The sequence below is a fragment of the Pantoea sp. UBA4549 genome, assembly GCF_002387285.1.
Classification (GTDB): domain Bacteria; phylum Pseudomonadota; class Gammaproteobacteria; order Enterobacterales; family Enterobacteriaceae; genus Pantoea; species Pantoea borealis.
Window position 1 is genome coordinate 311,857 of record NZ_DGLH01000006.1, and the last position, 21,341, is coordinate 333,197.

18 protein-coding genes are annotated in these 21,341 nt (G+C 55.1%); 12 read left to right on the forward strand and 6 right to left on the reverse strand.

All coding sequences use genetic code 11. The features are described 5' to 3' along the window. Nucleotides 1-10 precede the first annotated feature (10 nt). From glnH to rhtA, 3 genes are all read right to left on the reverse strand, one after another. Nucleotides 11-757, reverse strand: a complete 747-nt coding sequence (glnH, locus tag B3041_RS04850; protein ID WP_065649763.1) for a glutamine ABC transporter substrate-binding protein GlnH — start codon at nucleotides 755-757, stop codon at nucleotides 11-13. Between the two features lie 305 nt (nucleotides 758-1,062). Continuing rightward, complete coding sequence (gene dps, locus B3041_RS04855; RefSeq protein ID WP_039383410.1) at nucleotides 1,063-1,566, reverse strand: DNA starvation/stationary phase protection protein Dps; 504 nt, start codon at nucleotides 1,564-1,566, stop codon at nucleotides 1,063-1,065. Between the two features lie 306 nt (nucleotides 1,567-1,872). Further along, nucleotides 1,873-2,763, reverse strand: a complete 891-nt coding sequence (gene rhtA, locus B3041_RS04860) for a threonine/homoserine exporter RhtA (protein WP_292969812.1) — start codon at nucleotides 2,761-2,763, stop codon at nucleotides 1,873-1,875. Between the two features lie 370 nt (nucleotides 2,764-3,133). On the opposite strand from rhtA, the gene ompX reads away from it, so the two are divergent. Next, nucleotides 3,134-3,646: an outer membrane protein OmpX gene (gene ompX, locus B3041_RS04865; RefSeq protein ID WP_065649761.1), complete on the forward strand. Its 513-nt coding sequence runs from the start codon at nucleotides 3,134-3,136 to the stop codon at nucleotides 3,644-3,646. Between the two features lie 141 nt (nucleotides 3,647-3,787). On the opposite strand, the gene B3041_RS04870 is transcribed toward ompX, so the two are convergent. Beyond that, nucleotides 3,788-3,979: a hypothetical protein gene (locus B3041_RS04870; protein ID WP_065649760.1), complete on the reverse strand. Its 192-nt coding sequence runs from the start codon at nucleotides 3,977-3,979 to the stop codon at nucleotides 3,788-3,790. Between the two features lie 224 nt (nucleotides 3,980-4,203). Here B3041_RS04870 and mntR point away from each other — a divergent pair, with 224 nt between their 5' ends. The 8 genes from mntR (at nucleotide 4,204) to B3041_RS04910 (ending at nucleotide 14,615) form a co-directional block, all read left to right on the forward strand. Beyond that, nucleotides 4,204-4,662 carry a manganese-binding transcriptional regulator MntR gene (mntR, locus tag B3041_RS04875; RefSeq protein ID WP_065649759.1) on the forward strand — a complete coding sequence of 153 codons (459 nt, stop codon included), beginning with the start codon at nucleotides 4,204-4,206 and terminating at the stop codon, nucleotides 4,660-4,662. 21 nt (nucleotides 4,663-4,683) lie between these two features. Beyond that, nucleotides 4,684-5,793: an SLC13 family permease gene (locus B3041_RS04880; RefSeq protein WP_065649758.1), complete on the forward strand. Its 1,110-nt coding sequence runs from the start codon at nucleotides 4,684-4,686 to the stop codon at nucleotides 5,791-5,793. Between the two features lie 172 nt (nucleotides 5,794-5,965). Further along, nucleotides 5,966-7,123: an HlyD family secretion protein gene (locus B3041_RS04885; protein ID WP_065649757.1), complete on the forward strand. Its 1,158-nt coding sequence runs from the start codon at nucleotides 5,966-5,968 to the stop codon at nucleotides 7,121-7,123. Next, nucleotides 7,120-8,688: a DHA2 family efflux MFS transporter permease subunit gene (locus tag B3041_RS04890; protein WP_065649756.1), complete on the forward strand. Its 1,569-nt coding sequence runs from the start codon at nucleotides 7,120-7,122 to the stop codon at nucleotides 8,686-8,688. Before B3041_RS04885 ends, B3041_RS04890 begins: the two co-directional genes overlap by 4 nt. 1 nt (nucleotide 8,689) lies before the next feature. Further along, nucleotides 8,690-10,210 carry an efflux transporter outer membrane subunit gene (locus tag B3041_RS04895; RefSeq protein WP_065649755.1) on the forward strand — a complete coding sequence of 507 codons (1,521 nt, stop codon included), beginning with the start codon at nucleotides 8,690-8,692 and terminating at the stop codon, nucleotides 10,208-10,210. Between the two features lie 243 nt (nucleotides 10,211-10,453). Further along, on the forward strand, nucleotides 10,454-11,932 hold the full coding sequence (locus B3041_RS04900; RefSeq protein WP_065649754.1) for a sugar porter family MFS transporter: 1,479 nt from the start codon (nucleotides 10,454-10,456) through the stop codon (nucleotides 11,930-11,932). A gap of 405 nt (nucleotides 11,933-12,337) precedes the next feature. Further along, on the forward strand, nucleotides 12,338-12,739 hold the full coding sequence (locus B3041_RS04905; protein ID WP_065649753.1) for an H-NS family nucleoid-associated regulatory protein: 402 nt from the start codon (nucleotides 12,338-12,340) through the stop codon (nucleotides 12,737-12,739). 283 nt (nucleotides 12,740-13,022) lie between these two features. Next, nucleotides 13,023-14,615 carry an ABC-F family ATPase gene (locus tag B3041_RS04910; protein WP_039383434.1) on the forward strand — a complete coding sequence of 531 codons (1,593 nt, stop codon included), beginning with the start codon at nucleotides 13,023-13,025 and terminating at the stop codon, nucleotides 14,613-14,615. Between the two features lie 54 nt (nucleotides 14,616-14,669). On the opposite strand, the gene moeB is transcribed toward B3041_RS04910, so the two are convergent. Together moeB and moeA are read right to left on the reverse strand one after the other, a co-directional pair. Beyond that, nucleotides 14,670-15,425: a molybdopterin-synthase adenylyltransferase MoeB gene (moeB, locus tag B3041_RS04915; protein ID WP_292969822.1), complete on the reverse strand. Its 756-nt coding sequence runs from the start codon at nucleotides 15,423-15,425 to the stop codon at nucleotides 14,670-14,672. After that, a complete protein-coding gene (gene moeA, locus B3041_RS04920) occupies nucleotides 15,425-16,660 on the reverse strand; it encodes a molybdopterin molybdotransferase MoeA (protein ID WP_292969824.1) in 1,236 nt (411 codons plus the stop codon). Before moeA ends, moeB begins: the two co-directional genes overlap by 1 nt. A gap of 284 nt (nucleotides 16,661-16,944) precedes the next feature. Here moeA and B3041_RS04925 point away from each other — a divergent pair, with 284 nt between their 5' ends. The 3 genes from B3041_RS04925 to gsiB all read left to right on the forward strand — a co-directional run bounded on the left by B3041_RS04925 (nucleotide 16,945) and on the right by gsiB (nucleotide 21,340). After that, a complete protein-coding gene (locus B3041_RS04925; RefSeq protein WP_292969826.1) occupies nucleotides 16,945-17,895 on the forward strand; it encodes an isoaspartyl peptidase/L-asparaginase family protein in 951 nt (316 codons plus the stop codon). Between the two features lie 12 nt (nucleotides 17,896-17,907). Further along, entirely contained in the window at nucleotides 17,908-19,743 is a 1,836-nt protein-coding gene (locus B3041_RS04930) for a dipeptide ABC transporter ATP-binding protein (protein WP_065649749.1), read from the forward strand. A 61-nt stretch (nucleotides 19,744-19,804) separates the two neighbouring features. Further along, nucleotides 19,805-21,340: a glutathione ABC transporter substrate-binding protein GsiB gene (gsiB, locus tag B3041_RS04935; protein WP_292969828.1), complete on the forward strand. Its 1,536-nt coding sequence runs from the start codon at nucleotides 19,805-19,807 to the stop codon at nucleotides 21,338-21,340. The last annotated feature ends 1 nt before the right edge of the window (nucleotide 21,341 follow it).

The following is a 21,341-nucleotide window of genomic DNA, read 5'->3' on the forward strand; positions in this document are numbered from 1 at the left end:
TACGCAGGCATTATTTTGGTTCAGTACCGAACCATTTTTTATAGATTGTGTTGTAAGTACCGTTGTCGCGCAGCGTTTTCAGCGCACCGTTAATTTTGTCGCGCAGTTCATCACTGCCTTTAGGCAGTGCCACACCATATTGCTGAGCTTCAATCGACTCGCCTACCGCTTTGAAACGGCCTTTACCGGCAGTATTGATAAAATAGAGAATATTCGGCGTATCGTGCAGCACGGCGTCAGCGCGGTTAGTGGCTAACTCCATGTAGGCGTTGTCGATATTCGGGAACTGACGCAAATCTTTGGTTTTGATGTGCGCTTTGGCATAGTCCACCGAGCCGGTCCCGCTTTTCACCGCAACGGTTTTACCGTTGAGATCGTCGATGCCTTTAATGTCATTTTCGTTATTACGTACCATCACCAGCAGACCGCTTTTATAGTAGCCATCAGAAAAGTCGATCGCTTTCTTACGTTCCTCGGTAATGGTAATGCCGGCCAGGGCCAGATCGACATTTTTGGTTTGCAGTGCCGGAATGATGCCGCTGAAATCCATTGGCTTCAGGGTGTAATCCAGCTTCAGCTCTTTCGCCACTGCATCCCAGAGATCGATATCAAAACCAACATATTTGTCTCCCTGTTTAAATTCAAAAGGAACAAATGCGGTGTCGGTCGCAACAATCAGTTTTTTGTCTGCAGCGGTAGAAGAAAGAGAAAAGGCCAGCGCCAGCGCGGCCACAGAGACGTTAAACAGAGACTTCATCATTTTATCCTTTATTGCTCTGCAGGCCTGATGGCCTGCACTGCGGCTGTCATATGAAAAAATTATGCCAACTTTAATAACAGCCCGAAATTACCGGCTGCAGGGCTATCAGCTGACACGATTTTGCAGAAAAATGAACCTATGCACTATTTATGGGCACCGTTATGGTGCATATGACATTTTTGGTGCAGCCACAGTGTGCATCAGGATGATGACAAGAAAAGAGTGGGATGAAAGAAGTGTTAACAGGGTCAAAAAAGCGGGGCAGCAGCAATAAAAAAGGCGGGATAACCCGCCTCTGATAATTATTCGATATTGGCTTCGATAAACCACAGGAACTTGTCGAGATCGCGGGACGCTGCGGTGAAGATATCTGCAGTATCTTCATCTTTGACTTCAGTGATCGCTTTGCGGGTATCGTTAGCCACAATGGCGTAGCGATCGGCCAGCGCTTTCAGGTGATCCTGAACGCTGTGAATATTCAGCGGATAGCTCTGCAGTGGCGTTTTATCATTTACGACCTGCGTGGTGCCCAGTGCCACGCCGCCCAGCTGGATCACGCGTTCAGCAATGGTGTCCTGATGTTCGGTAATAGCAGCACGGAATCCATCCAGCATTTCATGCACGCCAATGAAGTTTGCGCCGCGCATGTTCCAGTGCGCCTGTTTGGTGATCAGGGACAGGTCAATGAATTCCACAACCAGACGGTTGAGCACCTCAATGGTGGCTTTCTTTTCGCTGTCAGCCACATCATTGCGGGTGTAAATCAGATCGGAAGCATTGTTTTTAACCAGTTTTGCGGTACTCATCATTTATGTCCTCTAATTGATGTTGTCCTAATCAAGCACGGAAATAAGTATAGCAGCTGTTATAAAATATGCTGAAGCGTTCTGGCCGATAGCAGAGATAGATAAAGACATAAGGCGGGTTTATAAGTATGCTTGCGCAATAACCTATATTAATCAGTTGGTTATTATATGGAGCTGAAAAGCATTTTCAGTGTGACAAAATAATAACAGCTTTAGCGATGCGATAACGGAATGATAATGATTCCGGATGCTGTTGCAGCCTGCTGAAATAACAGGCTGCAGCGGCCAGAGATAATTAAAGGTGGTTCATGCGACTTCTTTCAGCCGGGCTTTCTGTCGCATCGTGAGCGTTGTGCCTGCTGACGCGGCAATAATCGCCAGCAGACCGAGCCACTGCGGCAGAGTAAGCCGTTCACCCAGAAATAGCATACCGGAGAGGGCTGCCACAGCGGGTTCCAGGCTCATCAGCGTACCAAAGATCCGCGCCGGCAAACGGGTCATTGCAATCATCTCCAGTGAATAGGGGATGGCACTGGAGAGCAGAGCGATCAGCAGCGCCAGCGGCAGAATTTCCCAGTGCCAGATGCCGGGCGAGGCAAACAGCAGCCCCAGCGGCACAAAGATGACTGAAGCAATCAGTGAACCCATTGCCACGGTTGCCGGACCGTGCTCCGCGCCGGCACGCTGCCCGGCGAGAATATAGATTGCCCAGCAGACGCCGGCACCGACTGCCAGCAGGGCGCCCAGCGGATCAATATGGCTGACACCGTCACCAATCGGCAGCAGAAACCACAGGCCGGCGACCGCCAGGGCGATCCAGAGAAAATCAAGCAGCCGGCGTGCGCCCGCCAGCGCCAGCGCCAGCGGACCGAGAAACTCCAGCGCAACGCCCACTCCCAGCGGAATGGTTCTCAGGGCGAGGTAAAACAGGAAGTTCATACAGCCGAGCGCCAGACCGTAAATCAGCAGAGGTTTGCGCTGCGCGGGGGTAAAGCGCAATCGCCAGGGCTTGAAAAAGAGACAAAGCAGTAGCGTTCCGAGTCCGAGACGCAACGCGGTGATGCCAGGCGCGCCCGCCACGTCAAACAGCAATTTTGCCAGCGAAGCGCCACCCTGCAGTGACATCATAGCGACAAGTAAAATGACGACGGGCAGCCATACGGGAAAGCTATTTTTGCGAGAAAGAGGCGCAGACATCCTGTTGTCGATTCCGGAAATAAGGGGTGAGCGAAGTGGAGTAGCTTAAAGCAAATACTGGCGGACAGGGAGAAAATAAGGCCAGTTACGCTTCAGAAAATGGCTAAAAAAGAGCCATTTGCAGGGCCAATTTTGTAAAGAATTGTCAGATTACTTTAGGAATTTACTTAAAGGCATTTTTTGTTTGCAGAATTATTGAACTAAATAACCGCGTATTTTATAAGTAAAATGAATGACATAGGAAACTTCATTAACTTTCTGTTACACCAAACAATCTCTTGGACAACAAAATCCGGGCAGAGTTTCTCCCTAACTTTTGTTATATTTTTAGCGTTGTCAGGAGAGAAGTATTTTCACATTTGAGGTGGTTATGAAAAAAATTGCATGTCTTTCAGCACTGGCTTGTGTACTGGCAGTTTCTGCTGGTTCAGCCATGGCACAGAGCACCGTTTCTGGCGGTTACGCACAGAGCGATTATCAGGGCGTTGCTAACAAAGCTAACGGCTTCAACCTGAAATACCGCTACGAAGACGGTTCCAACCCACTGGGCTGGATCGGTTCTTTCACCTACACCGAAAAAGATCGTACTGAAGATGGTGTTTACAACAAAGGCCAGTACTACGGCTTCACCGGTGGTCCGGCTTACCGTCTGAATGACTGGGCGAGCATCTACGGTGTTGTAGGTATCGGCTACGGTAAATTCCAGCAGAACGAAACTGCCGGTCAGTCTAAATCTGACAGCAGCGACGTAGGCTTCTCTTACGGCGCAGGTCTGCAGTTTAACCCAATTGAAAACGTTGCGCTGGACGTGGGCTACGAGCAGAGCCGCATCCGCAACGTTGACGTAGGCACCTGGATCGCTGGCGTCGGTTACAGCTTCTAAGTTTAGCTTAGACCAGAGTTGCACATGAAACGGTCCCGCAGGGGGCCGTTTTTTTTTTGCCTGCGTGTTGAGTTGCAGCAGAGCAGGGCAGAAAAACAAAAACCCGCCATTGGGCGGGTTAAGCAGTAGCCTTGCGGACGTTCAGCCGCGCCAGATAATCTGCTCGCACGGGCGTTCACACTTTTTGCCTGCGAGCTTTTCCAGCAGCATCAGACGGAGCGCAAAAGGCGAGCGGCTGAACAGGCAGAGCAGCGATTTGATATCAAAAGCGGGCTTGCGCTGAGCGGCTTGCGGGCATTTGCCACAATCAAGGCAGTTTTTCAGGGTGCTCATCTTCACCTCCCCATGAATAACAGATGATGCGTAAGCGCGGCTGCGTACCGGACACTGCTGCCTTTTCACGCTTTTCGCTTACATCATGTACAAAGATAGCATTGGCTATACTCTTTAGCCAACACTATTCATGAAAAATTTGTGCTTATTTGCGCCTGGTTTACAATGAGCGCAGCCAGTCCGCACGGCAGGTAAGGTGCGGCAGATAATAAAGAGGAAGCTTAATGAGTCGTCGTGCGAAAAATGCCATCAATACCCCTCAGGGGCCGCTTAAGGATATTGAGGAGCATGTTGAAGGCTTTCGTCAGGTGCGCGAAGCTCATCGTCGTGAATTGATTGATGATTACGTCGAGCTGATTTCCGATCTCATTCGTGAATTTGGTGAGGCGCGTCAGGTGGATATGGCGGCGCGTCTTGGCGTATCGCAACCCACTGTGGCAAAAATGCTGAAGCGTCTGAGCACGACAGGCCTGGTAGAGCAGGTACCCTATCGTGGCGTCTTCCTGACGCCTGAAGGCGAAAAACTCGCGGAGGCAAGCCGCGTTCGCCATCATATCGTTGAAACATTTTTGCTGGCATTAGGCGTCAGCCCGGAGACCGCACGACGCGACTCTGAAGGGCTGGAGCATCACGTCAGTGACGAAACCCTGGCTGTCTTCCAGAAATTTTATGAGAGTCGTTAACTTATAAGGCCTGCCGCTATCATGCCCATTGTGCTTCGATCCTTAATGCGTGACCGTATTTTGCATTTGTTGTTACTGTTGGGTGTGATACTGCTGCCGCTGGCAGAGTATCGCTGGCCACAGCTGCCGGCTTCCGTAGACTGGCAGACCATTATGACGCTGACCGGCCTGCTGATGCTGACGAAAGGGCTGGAAAACAGCGGCTATTTTGACGTCCTGGGCGCACGACTGATTCAGCGCTTTCAGCATGAACGCGCGCTGGCGCTGTTTATGGTCTGCGCTGCCGCGCTGCTTTCAACCTTCCTGACCAATGATGTCGCACTGTTTATCCTGGTCCCGCTGACGCTGACGCTGCGTAAATTCTCCCATCTGCCGGTTTCGCGGCTCATTATCTTTGAAGCGCTGGCGGTCAATGCCGGATCGCTGCTGACGCCGGTCGGGAATCCGCAAAATATCCTGCTGTGGAGTCACGGTTCGCTGAGCGTGGGTGGATTTGTCCTGCAGATGCTGCCGCTGGCGGCCGTGCTGATGATAACGCTGATCGCGCTGACCTGGTGGAGCTTCCCGGCGCAGCATATAGACAAACACAGCGATGCTGCTGCGCAACAGTGGAGCCGGCGTCTGTTCAGCGTAAGTCTGCTGCTCTATATCATATTTATCGTGGCGCTGGAGCTGAAGATGACTGGCTGGGCGCTGCTGCTGGTCGCGGTCTGTTTCCTGATGATGGCGCGAGGTGTACTGGCCGCAATTGACTGGAGTCTGCTGCTGGTCTTTGTCGCGATGTTTATCGACGTTTTTCTGCTCATGCATCTGCCTGCACTGCAGCCGTGGTTCGCCCGCATCGGGCAGCTGGGGGAGGGCGGCATCTATTTACTGGCTATCGGCCTGTCGCAGTTTATCAGTAATGTTCCGGCCACTATTCTGCTGCTGCAAAAAACCGATCCCTCTATAGTGCTCGCCTGGGCGGTCAATATAGGCGGCTTTGGGCTGCTGCCGGGATCGCTGGCGAACCTGATTGCGCTGCGCATGGCGCAGGACAAAGCAGTCTGGTGGCGTTTTCATCTCTACTCACTGCCGATGCTGGCGTGGTCAATGCTCTGCGGCTGGCTACTGCTGCAGTGGCTTCACTAGGTTTCTCTCTTCTGCGGGCGCTCTCTGTTCAGCGCCTTTTCAGCGACTGTGGCAGAACGTGCCGCCTGTCTCTGCTTATGTAAAGTTACACTGGAATTTGTCAATTTATTATCTAATGTTAAGTTGACCGTTTGTGCCCGGGGAACGGGCTTTCAGCCAGTGATGACAAATTATGAGCGAAAATCAGCAGCAGGATCCGCAAAAACCGTCAGAAAACGACAACGAATCGCAGCAGGATAAGAACCAGCCGCAGCAGCAGGATAAAGATAACCAGGATGAAGAGCAGCCGCGCAAGCGCCCCGGTAAAAAGCCGCTCATCATTCTCGCGATTGTTGTGGTGATTATGCTGATAGTGGGTTTCTGGTTCTGGTTTACCACCCGCAATATTGAAACCACCGATGACGCCTTTACGGAAGGCAATGCGGTCACCGTGGCACCTAAAGCCTCGGGCTATGTGGTGCAGCTGCTGGTTAAAGATAATCAGCGGGTGAAGAAAGGCGATCTGCTGGTGGTGATCGACCCGCGCGACAGCGCTGCACAGCGCGATCAGGCTAAAGCGCAGCTGGGTCTGGCGCAGGCGCAGCTGCATCAGGCGCAAGCGCAGCTGGCACTCTCGCGCGTGCAGTATCCGGCGCAGCGCGACCAGGCGCTGGCGCAGCAGGCGAGCGCGCAGGCCAGCTTACTGAATGCGCAGGCGGATTATCGCCGTCAGCGCGGTGTGGATCCCCGGGCAACGTCCCAGCGTAATATCGATACCGCAGCGGCGCAGCTGCGTTCGGCTGAAGCACAGCTGCAGAGCGCTAAAGCGCAGGTTGAAGTCGCCTCGCAGGTAAAACTGCAGATCCGGCAACAGGAAACGAACGTTGAAGCGCGCCAGCAGCAGGTAGAGCAGGCGCAGGCGCAGCTCAATACTGCAGAGCTGAACCTCTCTTATACCGAAGTGCGCGCGCCTTACGACGGGTTTGTCACCAAACGTAACGTGCAGCTCGGTACGCTGGTGCAGGCGGGGTCAGCCCTGTTTTCGCTGGTGTCACCCGACATCTGGATCACCGCTAATTTCAAAGAGTCGCAGCTGGCGCGCATGAACCCGGGTGACAAAGTGGAAATCAGCGTGGACGCATGGCCTGATATGAAACTGCATGGCCACGTCGACAGTATTCAGATGGGGTCAGGCTCACGTTTCTCTGCCTTCCCGTCGGAGAACGCGACCGGGAACTATGTGAAAATTGTGCAGCGCGTTCCGGTTAAGATCGTAATTGATAGCGGACTGGATCCCGAGCATCCGCTGCCGCTTGGGCTCTCGGTAGAGCCTGAGGTAACGGTAGAATGAGTGCAGGCGAGAGCTGGCGCCCGGCCAGCAACCCCTGGCTGGTCGCCATCACAGTAACGCTGGCGGTGTTCATGGAGATTCTGGACACCACTATCGTTAACGTTGCGCTACCGCATATTGCGGGTTCACTCTCTTCCAGCTATGACGAATCCACCTGGGTGCTGACCTCCTATCTGGTGGCAAACGGTATTGTATTGCCGATATCTGCTTTTTTCAGTCGCCTGTTTGGCCGCAAGCAGTTCTTCCTGATCTGTATTGTGATGTTCACTATTTGTTCATTTCTCTGCGGCATTGCCACCGAGCTGTGGCAAATCATCCTGTTTCGCGTGCTGCAGGGCTTTTTTGGCGGTGGCCTGCAGCCGGTGCAGCAATCGGTGCTGCTGGACTACTTCAAGCCTGCCGATCGCGGTAAAGCCTTTGGCCTCTCCTCTATTGCAATTATTGTGGCGCCGGTGATCGGCCCCACGCTGGGCGGCTGGATCACCGATAACTACAGCTGGCGCTGGGTCTTCTTTATTAATATCCCGGTGGGCATTTTAACGGTGCTGGCGATTTACCAGCTGCTTGAAGATCCGCCGTGGGAGCGCAAGTGGGCCAAAGGCCGGCTGAAAATTGACTATATCGGCATCAGCCTGATCACACTTGGCCTGGGCTGTCTGCAGGTGTTTCTCGATCGCGGTGAAGATGAAGACTGGTTCGCTTCCCATTTTATCCGTCTGTTCGCCATGCTGGCAGCGGTGGGGCTGGTGGGCGCCGTCTACTGGCTGCTCTATGCGCGTAAGCCGGTGGTGGATATTCGCGTGATGAAAGATCGCAACTTCTGGGTTGCCGGTCTGCTGATGGCCGGTATGGCCATGATCCTCTACGGCAGCTCAGTGGTGCTGCCGCAGCTGGCGCAGCAGGACCTGGGCTATACCGCCACCTGGTCAGGACTGGTGCTGTCGCCTGGTGCAATACTGATAGTCCTGACTATTCCACTGGTGCTCAAGCTGATGCCAATAGTGCAGACGCGCTATATTATCGCCTTTGGCTTCAGCTGCCTGGCGCTGGCCTTTTTCTACTCCAGTACGCTGACGCCGGACGTTGACTTTAAAACCCTGGTTATGATGCGCAGCGCGCAGTCTATCGGACTGGGCTTTCTGTTTGTTCCGCTTACCACCATTGCGTTTGTCACGATTCCGCAGAAGCTCAACGCCGATGCGTCCGCGCTGTTTACCATGTTTCGTAACGTGGCCGGCTCGATCGGTATCTCACTGGCCACCGCCGGCATCACCGAGCGCGAACAGGTGCGGTCTGCGCACATGGTGCACAACATGTCGCCACTGAACGAACAGTTCAACCTGACATTGCAGCAGTGGGCTCAGGCGATCCGCGATTTTACGCAGGTAGCTGGCGATCCGCTGCAGCTTGCCGCGGGCCAGCTCTATCAGGAGATGATCGCTCAGGCGCGCATTCTGGCCTATATCGACGTGTTCACGGGACTGAGCATTGTCGCGATGATATTGATCCCTCTATGTTGGTTACTTTCGCCGATCAAGAGCGAAGGCAGTGCAGGAGCACACTAAAATGAGAACCTTTTCACGCGTTGCGCTGCCGCTGACGCTGACGACGCTGCTGGCGGGCTGTGCCGTTGGCCCCGACTATCAGCCCCCGCGTCCGCAGACGCCCGGCAGCTTTCACGCACTGTCATCACAGGAAACCTCTAAGCCACTGGCTGCCGCACCCAACCCTCTCTGGTGGCGCAGCTTTAACGATCCGCAGCTCAATAGCCTGATCGATCGCGCAATCAGCGGTAATCTCTCACTGCAGCAGGCGGTATTACGTATCGCCGGTGCACGCGAGCAGCTGGCGCAGGCGCGCGGGGGGCTGTTTCCCGCTCTGAATGGCTCAGCCAAAGTCACGCGCCAGCAGCTGGGTCTGAAAGGCCTGCTTAAATCCAATGGCGTATACGATCGGGTGGATAATGATATCGCCGGACAGCTGGATGGACTGAATCACTCTGTAACGCTCTATCAGGGCAGCTTCGATGCCAGCTGGGAGCTGGATATCTGGGGCAAGGTACGCCGGCAGATGGAAGCCGCCGATGCGCAGCAGCAGGCGGCTGTTGCACAGCGTGACGACGTGCTGATTTCAGTGGAAGCTGAAGTGGCGCGTGCCTATCTGCAGCTGCGCGGAGCGCAGGCGGTGCTGGCGACGCTGCAGACGCAGATCAACGTTGCGCAGGAGACCTGGGAACTGACACAAAGCCAGCAGCAAAACGGTCTGGCACCGGCAACAAATGTGGAAAATGCCCGGGCGCAGCTCGCCTCGCTTAATGCACAGCTGCCACAGTATGAGGCGCAGGCGCGGCAGGCGATGAACGGTCTGGCGGTGCTGCTCGGCAAAACGCCCGGCGCGCTGGATAATGAGCTGATGCCGGTAAAAGCGCTGCCGGCCTTGCCTGGCCTGGTACCGGTAGGGATCCCGGCGACGCTGGCGCGCCGGCGGCCCGATATTCGTCAGGCTGAAGCCACGCTGCATGCGCAGACCGCCAATATTGGCGTCTCAGTTGCCAGCCTCTTTCCGGATCTCTCCCTGACCGGTCAGCTCGGCGTCCGTAACACCGATGCCAGCTATCTTGACGACTGGAGCAGCCATTTCTTCAGCATTGGTCCGTCACTCTCTATTCCGATCTTCCAGGGCGGGCGGCTGGTGTCCAGCGTGAAGCTGGCCCGGGCTCAGCAGGCCAGCGCTGCGCTGGATTACCGGCAGACAGTGCTGACGGCGCTGCAGGATGTAGAGAATGCGCTGGTCAGCTACCGGGCAGATCAGCAGCAGGTTACGGCACTGGATGAAACCACCGGCGCGCTGCAGCGAACATTTGATCTGGCCAGCGACAGCTATAAGCAGGGTCTGACCACCTTTCTTGACGTTCTGGATGCGCAGCGGCAGCTGGCGCAGGCGAAAGCACAGTCGGTACAGGCCCGTACGCAAAGCGCGCTCGATCTGGTGGCGCTCTACAAAGCACTGGGCGGCGGCTGGGAAAATTATCAGCAGGTTACCCTGCCAGATTATGCGGTATTTGGCCCGGCCACGCAGGCAAACTGACCGTCAGGTCGTCCTGTCACCGGGGCGACCTGATAATTGAAATAAATATTCCTTTTTATATAAGATTTTAAATTTACGCTTTCTGCAGCTGACATAAACAGACAAGTGCGCTGGTTTTATGTGATCGGTATCTAATTTCCTGGCATCAGTTATGATGAACACGGCAAAACTAAAATTTCATATTTAATTTTTATGGCAAAAATACTCTATTTTTGATGCATCTTTTCAAAAATGGAGTTAGTTATGCCTCGTGAAACCTGGCTTACCCTCAATAAAGCCTCAGGACCGAACAGTAATACGCGTACAGAACCCTTCGTTAAAGTGATTGCAGCCGTTGCCACGCTGGGCGGACTGCTTTTCGGCTATGACACCGGCGTCATCTCCGGGGCGCTGCTGTTTATGGGGGATGATATACATCTGACGCCTTTAACCACCGGTCTCGTTACCAGTAGCCTGCTGCTGGGCGCGGCATTTGGCGCACTGATATCGGGGCATTTTGCCGCGGCGGTCGGGCGGAGAAAAATCATTCTGGTACTGGCAACCATTTTTGCTGCCGGCGCGCTGGGAACGGCGCTGGCGCCAGACGCTGAGTGGATGATTTTCTTCCGCCTGGTCCTCGGGGTCGCCGTCGGCGGTGCTTCCGCTACTGTTCCGGTCTACATTGCGGAAATGGCACCCGCCAATAAACGCGGTCAGCTGGTGACGATGCAGGAGCTGATGATCGTCTCCGGCCAGATGCTGGCCTACATCTCTAATGCCGGATTCCATGCCGCCTGGGGCGGTGAGAGTACCTGGCGCTGGATGCTGGCGGTGGCGACGCTGCCTGCTGTCCTGCTCTGGTTTGGCATGATGTTTATGCCGGATACGCCGCGCTGGTATGCGATGAAAGGACGTCTGGCTGAAGCCCGCAAAGTCCTGGAGCGGACCCGCGCACGTGAAGACGTAGAGTGGGAAATGACCGAAATCACCGAGACGCTGGAAGAGGAGCAGCAGCAGCGTCCGCGTCTGCGCGAGTTGCGTCAGCCCTGGCTGCTTAAGCTCTTTTTTATCGGCACAGGTATAGCAGCAATCCAGCAGCTTACCGGCGTCAACACCATCATGTACTATGCGCCGGTGATGCTGAAGGCGGTAGGCATGGATGATAATGCCGCGTTGTTTGCCACTATCGCCAATGGGGTTATCTCAGTACTGATGACATTTGCCGGGATCTGGCTGCTTGGACGTATTGGCCGCCGTACCCTCACGCTTATCGGACAAATAGGGTGTACTGCCTGCCTGGTCTTTATCGGATCCGTCAGCTACTTTATGCCGGACACGTTAAACGGTCAGCCTGATATGCTGCGCAGCTATATGGTCCTGCTGGGTATGCTGCTGTTTTTAAGTTTTCAGCAGGGGGCATTATCACCGGTCACCTGGCTGCTATTATCCGAAATTTTCCCGACGCGGCTGCGCGGTATATTTATGGGCGGGGCGGTATTTGCCATGTGGCTGACGAATTTTACTATCTCATTACTGTTTCCGTTGCTTCTCGCATGGGTGGGTTTGTCAGGTGCCTTTTTTATTTTTGCGGCAGCCGGCCTGTTCGGTACGCTGTTTGTTTTCTGCTGTGTACCGGAAACCCGTAATCGTTCACTGGAACAGATTGAGCATTATCTGCGCGACTGGCTGACGGAAACATCGCCGCGTCAGGTAATGAGGCCATCAGCCCAGAAAAGCGGATAAAAAATAGATTTCTCTGATAAAACCGGCGCTCGCCGGTTTTTCTTTTTAGGCGATAGTCAGGCTGACTTCCACATCAATAAAAAAGTACAATAAATGTGAATAAGAGCGACATGATTAATTATTTTTACGCTTCGCCTGCAGGATGTCACAAACTAAAATTTTGCTAACTACTTGTTTCACTCGTGGGATCGGCAAATGAAATCGATATCAATGCAACAAGTGGCGGGAAACTTTATCAGTTTATTAACGCTTAATGTTAACCGATACGGCTTATCCTGACTGAACAATAACAATAAGCGAACCTGTTAAGAATAATCCGGTCTGCAAAATTAATTTATTTTTTTATTTGAATTGGGTAATCTTGCCGCTACAGTTTATTAATACCCCTTAAACAAGGACATTGTGATGAGTGACGCATTTAAAGTACTGAACAACATTCGCACATTACGTGCGCAGGCGCGTGAACTGCCGCTGACCGATCTGGAAGAAATTCTGGAAAAATTAACTGTCGTTGTGACTGAACGTCGTGAAGAAGTTGAAGCCGAAGAAGCGCAAAATCGCGAAAAAGAAGAGAAGCTGTCTAAATATCGCGAAATGCTGCTGGCTGACGGTATCGATCCTAACGAATTACTGGGCGCACTTGAAACCGGTAAAAAACGCGCCAAGCGTGCACCGCGTCCGGCTAAATATACCTATACCGACGAAAACGGTGATGAAAAATCCTGGACCGGCCAGGGACGCACGCCAGCAGCGATTAAAAAAGCGCTGGATGCCGGCAAGAGCCTGGACAGTTTCCTGATTAAATAAGCGACGCAATCCTTGTATATGGGAGCCGGGGACATATTGTCCCCGGCTTTTTTATTGGCTGATGTTTTTATCTTATGTAACAAACTGCGCTAACTGATAACGATGACGTAACGTCAGCAGGGCAGAATCGCCTGATACGGATGCTGTTAACACTATTTTGCATCTGCTAACAGCCTGTTTGCGGAAAAGCTGCGCCATTGTCCGGCGCAGACTGGCTCATATAGCCCATCTCTGGCATAATGCCCGCTGTTTTTTCATCCACCGTGTAACAAAGGTCAATGCCGTGTTAGTTTCCAGCAATATCACTATGCAGTTCGGCAGCAAGCCGCTGTTTGAGAATATCTCCGTTAAGTTTGGCGGAGGTAACCGTTACGGTTTAATCGGTGCAAACGGCAGCGGTAAATCGACCTTTATGAAAATACTGGGCGGCGATCTCGTGCCTACCAACGGCAATGTCTCACTCGATCCCAATGAGCGTATTGGTAAGCTTCGTCAGGATCAGTTTGCCTTTGAACAATATAGTGTGCTGGATACGGTCATAATGGGGCATCAGGAACTCTGGGCCGTAAAAGAAGAGCGCGACCGTATTTACGCTCTGCCAGAAATGAGTGAAGCAGAAGGCTACAAAGTTGCCGATCTCGAAGTCGCCTACGGTGAAATGGATGGATATAGCGCGGAATCACGTGCGGGCGAGTTATTGCTGGGCGTGGGTATTCCGGTTGAACAACATTACGGGCCAATGAGCGAAATTGCCCCGGGCTGGAAACTGCGTGTACTGCTTGCGCAGGCGCTGTTCTCTAATCCCGATATTCTGCTGCTTGATGAGCCGACGAACAACCTGGATATTGATACCATCCGCTGGCTTGAACAGGTACTGAACGATCGTAACAGTACGATGATCATCATTTCGCATGACCGTCACTTTTTGAATATGGTCTGCACGCATATGGCGGATCTCGATTATGGCGAGCTGCGCGTTTATCCGGGCAATTACGATGAGTACATGACCGCAGCAACGCAGGCGCGCGAACGTCTGCTGGCTGATAACGCGAAAAAGAAAGCGCAGATTGCTGACCTGCAATCTTTTGTCAGCCGCTTTAGTGCCAACGCCTCTAAATCCCGTCAGGCAACATCGCGTGCGAAACAGATTGATAAAATCAAACTGGATGAAGTTAAAGCGTCCAGTCGTCAGAACCCTTATATTCGCTTTGAGCAGGATAAGAAATTATTCCGTAATGCGCTGGAAGTGGAAGCGCTGACGAAAGGATTTGATAACGGCCCACTCTTTAATAAGCTGAATCTGATGCTGGAAGTGGGCGAGAAGCTGGCAATTCTGGGTGCCAACGGTATTGGTAAATCCACGCTGCTGAAAACGCTGGTGGGCGAATTAACCCCGGACAGCGGCAGCGTTAAATGGTCTGAAAATGCGCGCATCGGCTATTACGCGCAGGATCATGCCGAAGATTTTGCCGAAGACCTGAGCGTGTTCGACTGGATGAGCCAGTGGAAGCAGGATGGCGATGATGAACAGGCCGTGCGCAGCGTACTGGGCCGTTTACTGTTCAGCCATGACGACATCAAAAAACCGGCCAAAGTGCTGTCGGGCGGTGAGAAAGGGCGGATGCTGTTTGGCAAGCTGATGATGCAGAAGCCTAACATTCTGATTATGGATGAGCCGACCAACCACCTGGATATGGAATCGATCGAATCACTCAACATGGCGCTGGAGATGTATGAAGGCACGCTGATCTTTGTTTCACATGACCGTGAATTTGTCAGCTCGCTGGCCACGCGCGTGATGGAGATGAAAGGCGAGCGCATCGTTGACTTCACCGGTAACTACGAAGATTACCTGCGCAGCCAGGGTATTTCATAACCCTGATCTTTCTGTCTGCTTAACAGGCCGCCCGACCGGGCGGCCTGTTTGCATTCAGGGGGCACCACACACGTCACACTGTGCGTCCTGCACTACTTTCATACTGCGGAATTCAGCACGCATTGCGTCATACATCAGCAGGCGTGAGCGGGGGGGCTCACCAAACGCGGTAAGCAGTTTCAGCGTCTCCATCGCCTGCATTGCGCCAATGACGCCCACCAGCGGGGCCATCACGCCGGCTTCCACGCAGCTCAGCGTCTGTTCTCCGAACAAACGGCTGATACAGCGGTAACAGGGCTCGCCAGGCTGCCAGGTAAAAACGCTCAGCTGGCCTTCCATGCGGATCGCTGCACCGGAAATCAGCGGGACTTTTTGCCGGAAGCAGAGGCGGTTCAGCTGTTCACGTGTAGCCACATTATCTGTGCAGTCCAGCACCGCATCATGCCGCGCAATCAGCGCACTCAGGGCTGCGTCATCAGCCTGCATGTCACAGGTTTCAATCACGCAGTGCGGATTCATTGCGGCTAACTGCGCGCGCGCAGAGTCGACTTTGGGCTGGCCAATCGTTTCATCGCGATGCAGGATCTGCCGCTGCAGATTGCTCAGGCTGACGGTATCAAAGTCGAGCAGCGTCAGATGTCCGACGCCAGCGGAGGCGAGCCAGGGTGTGGCCGCGCATCCCAGCCCCCCCAGGCCCGTTATCAGCACGCGTGACTCTGCGAGCTGCTCCTGTGCGGCGAAGTCGAAGCCGCGCAGGACAATCTGCCGGTTATAGCGCAGCATCTCTTCATGCGTAAGTTCGCGTGTCATTACCCCTCCAGCAGAGGGTTAAAAGGCTCAACTTCAACCCATTCACCCGCTTCTGCCGTACCGCGTTCGCGCTCCAGCACAATAAAGCAGTCGGCCTGCGCAAACGAACTGAAAACGTGAGAGCCCTGTGCACCAGTGGAGCGAACTTCCAGCACACCTTCGCTGCTGCGGCTGAGCACCCCGCGCTGAAAATCGAGGCGTCCCGGTGATTTTTTCAGACGGTCCAGCGTCCGCGCACGCTGGCGCAGCGGCATTGCCGGTGTTGTCTGACCGCTCAGCCTGACCAGCAGCGGCTGGACCAGCTGATAAAAGGTCACGGCGGCAGAGACCGGGTTGCCCGGCAGCCCGCAGAACAGACTATTGGCCAGCTGGCCAAACGCGAAAGGTTTGCCCGGCTTGATCGCCAGTTTCCAGAAGCCTATGGTGCCGAGTTCGTCGAGGATCTCCCGGGTAAAATCCGCTTCACCCACTGAGACGCCCCCGGTGCTGATAACCACATCGGCCTGACTGTCTGCTGCCATAAAGGCCTGACGCAGCGCGAGCGGGTCATCAGCGATAACGCCGAGATCGATAACCTCGCAGCCCAGCTTGCTGAGCATCAGCGAGACGGTAAGGCGATTGGTGTCATAAATCTGGCCCTCTGCCAGCGGTTCCCCCACGGCCTGCAGCTCATCTCCGGTCGAGAATATTGCCACCCGCAGCCTGCGCCGCACCGATACCCGGGCAATACCCAGCGAGGCGAGCAGCGGCAGCTCAGCGGCACCCAGCCGCACACCCGCTGCCAGAACCTGATGTCCGGCGCGAATATCTTCACCGATGCGGCGGATATTCTGACCCGCGTTTACCGGTGCGGTGATCGCGATACCGTCTGCGTGTTGTTCCGTTTGCTCCTGCATGACCACCGCGTCACAGCCTGCCGGTACCGGGGCACCGGTCATGATGCGGATAACGCTGCCTGCCGGCCATGTGCCCCGCCAGGGGGCACCGGCAAAGGCTTTGCCCGCGACGGCGAGCGGCCCGTCAGCACTGAGATCGCTTAGCCGCACCGCATAGCCATCCATTGCAGAGTTATCGAATGAGGGCACATCCAGCGGTGAGATCACCGACTCTGCGGTAATGCGTCCGGCAGCATCAGCGAGGGTAACCTGTTCGGTTCCGCTCACAGGTTGCAGCGTTTGCAGCATCATCTGCTGCGCCTCTTCCAGCGAAATTAAGCCAGCGGTATTGGGTTCCATATCTCTCCCGGACGGATAAATGTCAGATGTAACCTATTATGGGTTAAGGCGCTGGCGTAAGGCCAGACCCGTTTGATCCGGCCGCACAGATCGCGCGGTGGGCATTTAACAAGGTCTGTCGCGAAAGGAAAAAGCTATAAAGCCTGAGAAAAGGTTATGAGGGCAGATGCACTTTCTGCTTTACAAGCTGCCTGGTGCTTCCTATAGTCGAAAATTGTCTGAAAATGATGAAAACCATTCTAAATCAGTGTTTTTTCTGCTGATAATCCTGACAGGTGCAGCTAATGACGAAAGCAGTAATCGCTATCCATGGCGGAGCAGGCGCGCTTTCCCGCACGACTATGAGCGCGGCGCGCGAGCAGCATTACCGGCAGCAGCTGCACGACATTATCGCAGCGGGGCAGCAGATTCTGGCCGCAGGCGGAAGCGCACTGGATGCGGTGACTGACGCAGTGCGACGGCTGGAGGCGTGTCCGCTATTCAATGCCGGGCGGGGCGCAGTTTTCACCCATCAGGGCACACACGAGCTGGATGCCAGCATCATGGATGGTCGTACGCTGCAGGCGGGCGCAGTAGCAGGCGTCAGTCATATTGAACATCCGATCCTTGCCGCGCGTAAAGTACTGGAGGCGAGTCCTCACGTGCTGCTGATCGGTGCCGGCGCAGAAGCTTTTGCCGTGGCACAGGGGCTGGAGCCCGTTGCCGCTGACTTTTTCTCAACGCCAGAACGTCTGGCGCAGCTGCTGCGCGTGCGCGACAGCGACGCTACGCCGCTGGATCACGATGTGGCCGCGACGCCGCTGGATGAGGATCGCAAACTGGGTACCGTGGGTGCGGTCGCGCTGGATCTGCACGGCAATCTTGCCGCGGCGACCTCCACCGGGGGCATGACCAACAAGCAGGCTGGCCGCGTGGGCGACTCGCCGCTGATTGGCGCCGGCTGCTATGCCAGCAACGACAGCGCTGCGGTCTCCTGTACCGGAACCGGTGAAGTCTTTATGCGTACGCTGGCGGCTTATGATGTCGCCGCACAGATGAAATATGGCGGACGTTCGCTGCAGCAGGCGACCGCCAGCGTCATCCACGATACGGTATCGGAGCTGGAAGGCAGCGGCGGTCTGATTGCGGTTGACGCACACGGCAATCTTGCACTGCCGTTTAACAGCGAAGGCATGTACCGGGGCTTTGCTTACGTTGAGGGTCCGGTTGAGGTAGCCATTTACCGCGACAGCTAAGGAGCAGGCAGAATGGAACAGCAGCAGGTGCTGGCGGTACGCGATCTGTGCGTCACTTTTCAGCATGAAGAGAGCAAAACTGAAGCGGTCCGTCATCTTTCGCTCGATCTGTTGCGGGGTGAAACCCTGGCGCTGGTTGGCGAATCCGGCTCAGGTAAATCAGTGACGTCACTGGCGCTGATGCGCCTGATTCAGCAGGCGGGCAGCGAGATAAGCGGTGAGATAAAGCTGCGCCGCAGAAACGGGGAGATCCTGGACGTGATGCGTGCGTCAGCCGGTGAGATGCGGCAGGTGCGCGGCGCTGACATGGCGATGATCTTCCAGGAACCGATGACCTCGCTGAACCCGGTGTTTACCGTGGGCGAACAGATTGCTGAATCCGTGCGCTTACATCAGAAAATGAGTCACCAGCAGGCGCTGGCTGAAGCGCGTCGCATGCTGGACCTGGTACGCATTCCGGATGCGCACGCTATTCTGTCGCGCTATCCGCATCAGCTCTCTGGCGGCATGCGCCAGCGCGTGATGATTGCGATGGCGCTCTCCTGCCGGCCGGCGCTGCTGATTGCCGATGAGCCGACTACGGCTCTGGATGTCACTATTCAGGCGCAGATCCTGCAGCTCATCCGCGTGCTGCAAAAAGAGATGCAGATGGGCGTGATTTTTATCACGCACGATATGGGCGTCGTTGCTGAGATGGCCGATCGGGTACAGGTGATGTATCGCGGCGATGTTATCGAACAGGCGCCGGTGCAGCAGCTGTTTAACGCACCGGTTCAGCCCTATACCCGCGCGCTGCTGGCGGCCGTGCCCCGGCTGGGTGCAATGAGCGGGCAGCCACTGCCGGCGAAATTTCCGCTGCTCCACCCCGGCGGGCAAGAGGTGCCGGCTCTGCCGCAGGATACCGTGCGCCGCGATCGGCCTCCGGTGCTGCAGGTGCGCGACCTGGTCACCCGCTTCGATCTGCGTGGCGGTCTCTTTAACCGGGTCACGCGCCGGGTGCACGCGGTAGAGAAGGTGAGCTTTGATCTCTATGCCGGTGAGACGCTGGCACTGGTTGGTGAGTCGGGATGCGGTAAATCGACCACCGGTCGTTCACTGCTGCGGCTGGTTGCCAGTCAGGGCGGCAGCATTACCTTTGACGGTCAGCGCATCGACGCGCTGCAGGGTGCCGCGCTGGCGGCGCTGCGGCGCGATATTCAGTTTATTTTTCAGGACCCTTACGCCTCACTCGATCCGCGCCTTACCGTGGGCTTTTCTGTGATGGAGCCGCTGCTGGTGCACCGGGTGATGAGTCGCGCGCAGGCAGAGAAGCGCGTTGCCTGGCTGCTGGAGCGGGTAGGGCTGCAGCCGGAGCATGCGCAGCGCTATCCGCATGAGTTTTCAGGCGGGCAGCGCCAGCGCATCTGTATTGCGCGTGCGCTGGCGCTGAATCCCAAAGTGGTGATTGCGGATGAATCGGTGTCAGCGCTGGATGTATCGGTCCAGGCGCAGATTATCAATCTGATGCTTGATCTGCAGCGGGAAACCGGCATCGCGTTTCTGTTCATTTCCCATGATATGGCAGTGGTGGAGCGGATCAGCCATCGTGTAGCCGTGATGTATCTGGGACAGATCGTTGAGATAGGACCGCGCCAGGCGGTGTTTGAGCAGCCACGTCATCCTTATACCCGCAAGCTGATGGCGGCGGTACCGGTAGCCGATCCGGCACACCGGCATCGTGAACGGGCGTTAATGGTTGATGAGATCCCCAGCGCCGTACGTCCGCTGGGAGATGAGCCGGAAATCGCGCCGCTGCTGGAGGTCGCGCCGGGACACTTTGTGGCACGCCACGCGATCAGTGGCGCCTGACAAAAACAGAGCGTCCTGAACCCAGGACGCAGCAGACAGGGACTACAGGAGAACCACCATCATGCACCAGATTATGCGTAACGGAATTATGACGGCTGGCGTGCTGAGCGCTGCGCTGTCGCTGCCCGCCTGGGCGGCAAAAGACGCGGTCATTGCCGTGAGCTCGACCTTTACCACGCTGGATCCTTATGACGCCAACGATACGCTATCGCAGGCGGTTGCCAAATCCTTCTATCAGGGGCTGTTCAGCTTTGATAAGGAGATGAAGCTGGTTAACGTGCTCGCCGAAAGCTCTCAGGCCAGCGATGACGGGCTCACCTACACCATCAAACTGCGTTCCGGCATCAAATTTCAGGATGGTACCGATTTCAACGCTGAGGCGGTGAAGGTCAACCTCGATCGCGCCAGTAATCCCGACAACCATCTCAAACGCTATAACCTGTTCAAATATATTGCGACCACGGAAGTGGTCGATCCGCTTACGGTAAAAATTACGCTGAAGCAGCCGTTCTCGGCGTTTATCAACAATCTGGCACATCCGGCGGCGGCGATGATTTCGCCCACCGCGCTGAAAAAATATGGCAAAGAGATTGGCTTCCATCCGGTCGGCACCGGACCCTATCAGTTTGACACCTGGAACCAGACCGATTTTGTCAAAGTGAAAAAGTGGCCGGGCTACTGGAAGCCGGGCTATCCAAAACTCGATACCATCACCTGGCGGCCAGTCGTGGATAACAACACCCGCGCGGCCATGCTGCAGACCGGTGAGGCAACGTTTGCGTTTCCGGTTCCTTTTGAGCAGGCCAAACGCCTTGAAAGCAACGGTAAGCTGAACGTAGTGACCACGCCTTCTATCATGCAGCGTTACATCAGCCTCAACGTGACGCAAAAGCCGTTTGATAACCCGAAAGTGCGTGAAGCGCTGGAATATGCCATTAACCGCGAGGCGCTGGCAAAAGTGGCGTTTGCCGGTTATGCCACCCCCGCTACCGGTACCGTGCCGCCCTCTATCGATTTCGCTCAGCGTTATCCGGCTATCAAATATGATCCGGCAAAAGCGCGCGCGCTGCTGAAAGAAGCGGGCTACGCCAGCGGTTTTGAGACCACGCTCTGGTCCTCGCATAACCACAGTACGGCGCAGAAGGTGCTGCAGTTTACCCAGCAGCAGCTGGCTCAGGTAGGCGTGAAGGTAAAAGTCACCGCCATGGATGCCGGACAGCGGGCCGCGGAAGTGGAAAGTAAGGGGCAGAAAGAGAGCGGTGTGCGCATGTTCTACACCGGCTGGTCCGCCTCTACCGGTGAAGCCGACTGGGCGCTGACGCCGCTGTTCGCCACCACCTCATGGCCGCCAGCGATCTTCAATACTGCGTTTTACAGTAACCCGCAGGTGGATAAAGATCTGGCTGATGCGTTAAAGACCACCGACCGTGAACGCAAAGCGCAGCTGTATAAAGATGCGCAGGATCGCATCTGGAACGATCGCCCGTGGATCCCGCTGGTGGTAGAGCAGCTGCTCTCTGCCAGTAACAAAAACCTGACCGGGTTTTATGTCATGCCGGATACCTCGTTTAATTTCGACGAAGCGGATCTGAAGTAAC

Bases quoted from the DNA above. Each gene is read 5' to 3' on its own strand.
- gsiB (WP_292969828.1), top strand. From the start codon at position 19,805: ATGCACCAGATTATGCGTAACGGAATTATGACGGCTGGCGTGCTGAGC.
- glnH (WP_065649763.1), bottom strand. From the start codon at position 757: ATGAAGTCTCTGTTTAACGTCTCTGTGGCCGCGCTGGCGCTGGCCTTT.
- mntR (WP_065649759.1), top strand. From the start codon at position 4,204: ATGAGTCGTCGTGCGAAAAATGCCATCAATACCCCTCAGGGGCCGCTT.
- B3041_RS04930 (WP_065649749.1), top strand. From the start codon at position 17,908: ATGGAACAGCAGCAGGTGCTGGCGGTACGCGATCTGTGCGTCACTTTT.
- B3041_RS04890 (WP_065649756.1), top strand. From the start codon at position 7,120: ATGAGTGCAGGCGAGAGCTGGCGCCCGGCCAGCAACCCCTGGCTGGTC.
- B3041_RS04895 (WP_065649755.1), top strand. From the start codon at position 8,690: ATGAGAACCTTTTCACGCGTTGCGCTGCCGCTGACGCTGACGACGCTG.
- B3041_RS04885 (WP_065649757.1), top strand. From the start codon at position 5,966: ATGAGCGAAAATCAGCAGCAGGATCCGCAAAAACCGTCAGAAAACGAC.
- ompX (WP_065649761.1), top strand. From the start codon at position 3,134: ATGAAAAAAATTGCATGTCTTTCAGCACTGGCTTGTGTACTGGCAGTT.
- B3041_RS04880 (WP_065649758.1), top strand. From the start codon at position 4,684: ATGCCCATTGTGCTTCGATCCTTAATGCGTGACCGTATTTTGCATTTG.
- B3041_RS04870 (WP_065649760.1), bottom strand. From the start codon at position 3,979: ATGAGCACCCTGAAAAACTGCCTTGATTGTGGCAAATGCCCGCAAGCC.
- B3041_RS04900 (WP_065649754.1), top strand. From the start codon at position 10,454: ATGCCTCGTGAAACCTGGCTTACCCTCAATAAAGCCTCAGGACCGAAC.
- B3041_RS04925 (WP_292969826.1), top strand. From the start codon at position 16,945: ATGACGAAAGCAGTAATCGCTATCCATGGCGGAGCAGGCGCGCTTTCC.
- rhtA (WP_292969812.1), bottom strand. From the start codon at position 2,763: ATGTCTGCGCCTCTTTCTCGCAAAAATAGCTTTCCCGTATGGCTGCCC.
- moeA (WP_292969824.1), bottom strand. From the start codon at position 16,660: ATGGAACCCAATACCGCTGGCTTAATTTCGCTGGAAGAGGCGCAGCAG.
- dps (WP_039383410.1), bottom strand. From the start codon at position 1,566: ATGAGTACCGCAAAACTGGTTAAAAACAATGCTTCCGATCTGATTTAC.
- moeB (WP_292969822.1), bottom strand. From the start codon at position 15,425: ATGACACGCGAACTTACGCATGAAGAGATGCTGCGCTATAACCGGCAG.
- B3041_RS04905 (WP_065649753.1), top strand. From the start codon at position 12,338: ATGAGTGACGCATTTAAAGTACTGAACAACATTCGCACATTACGTGCG.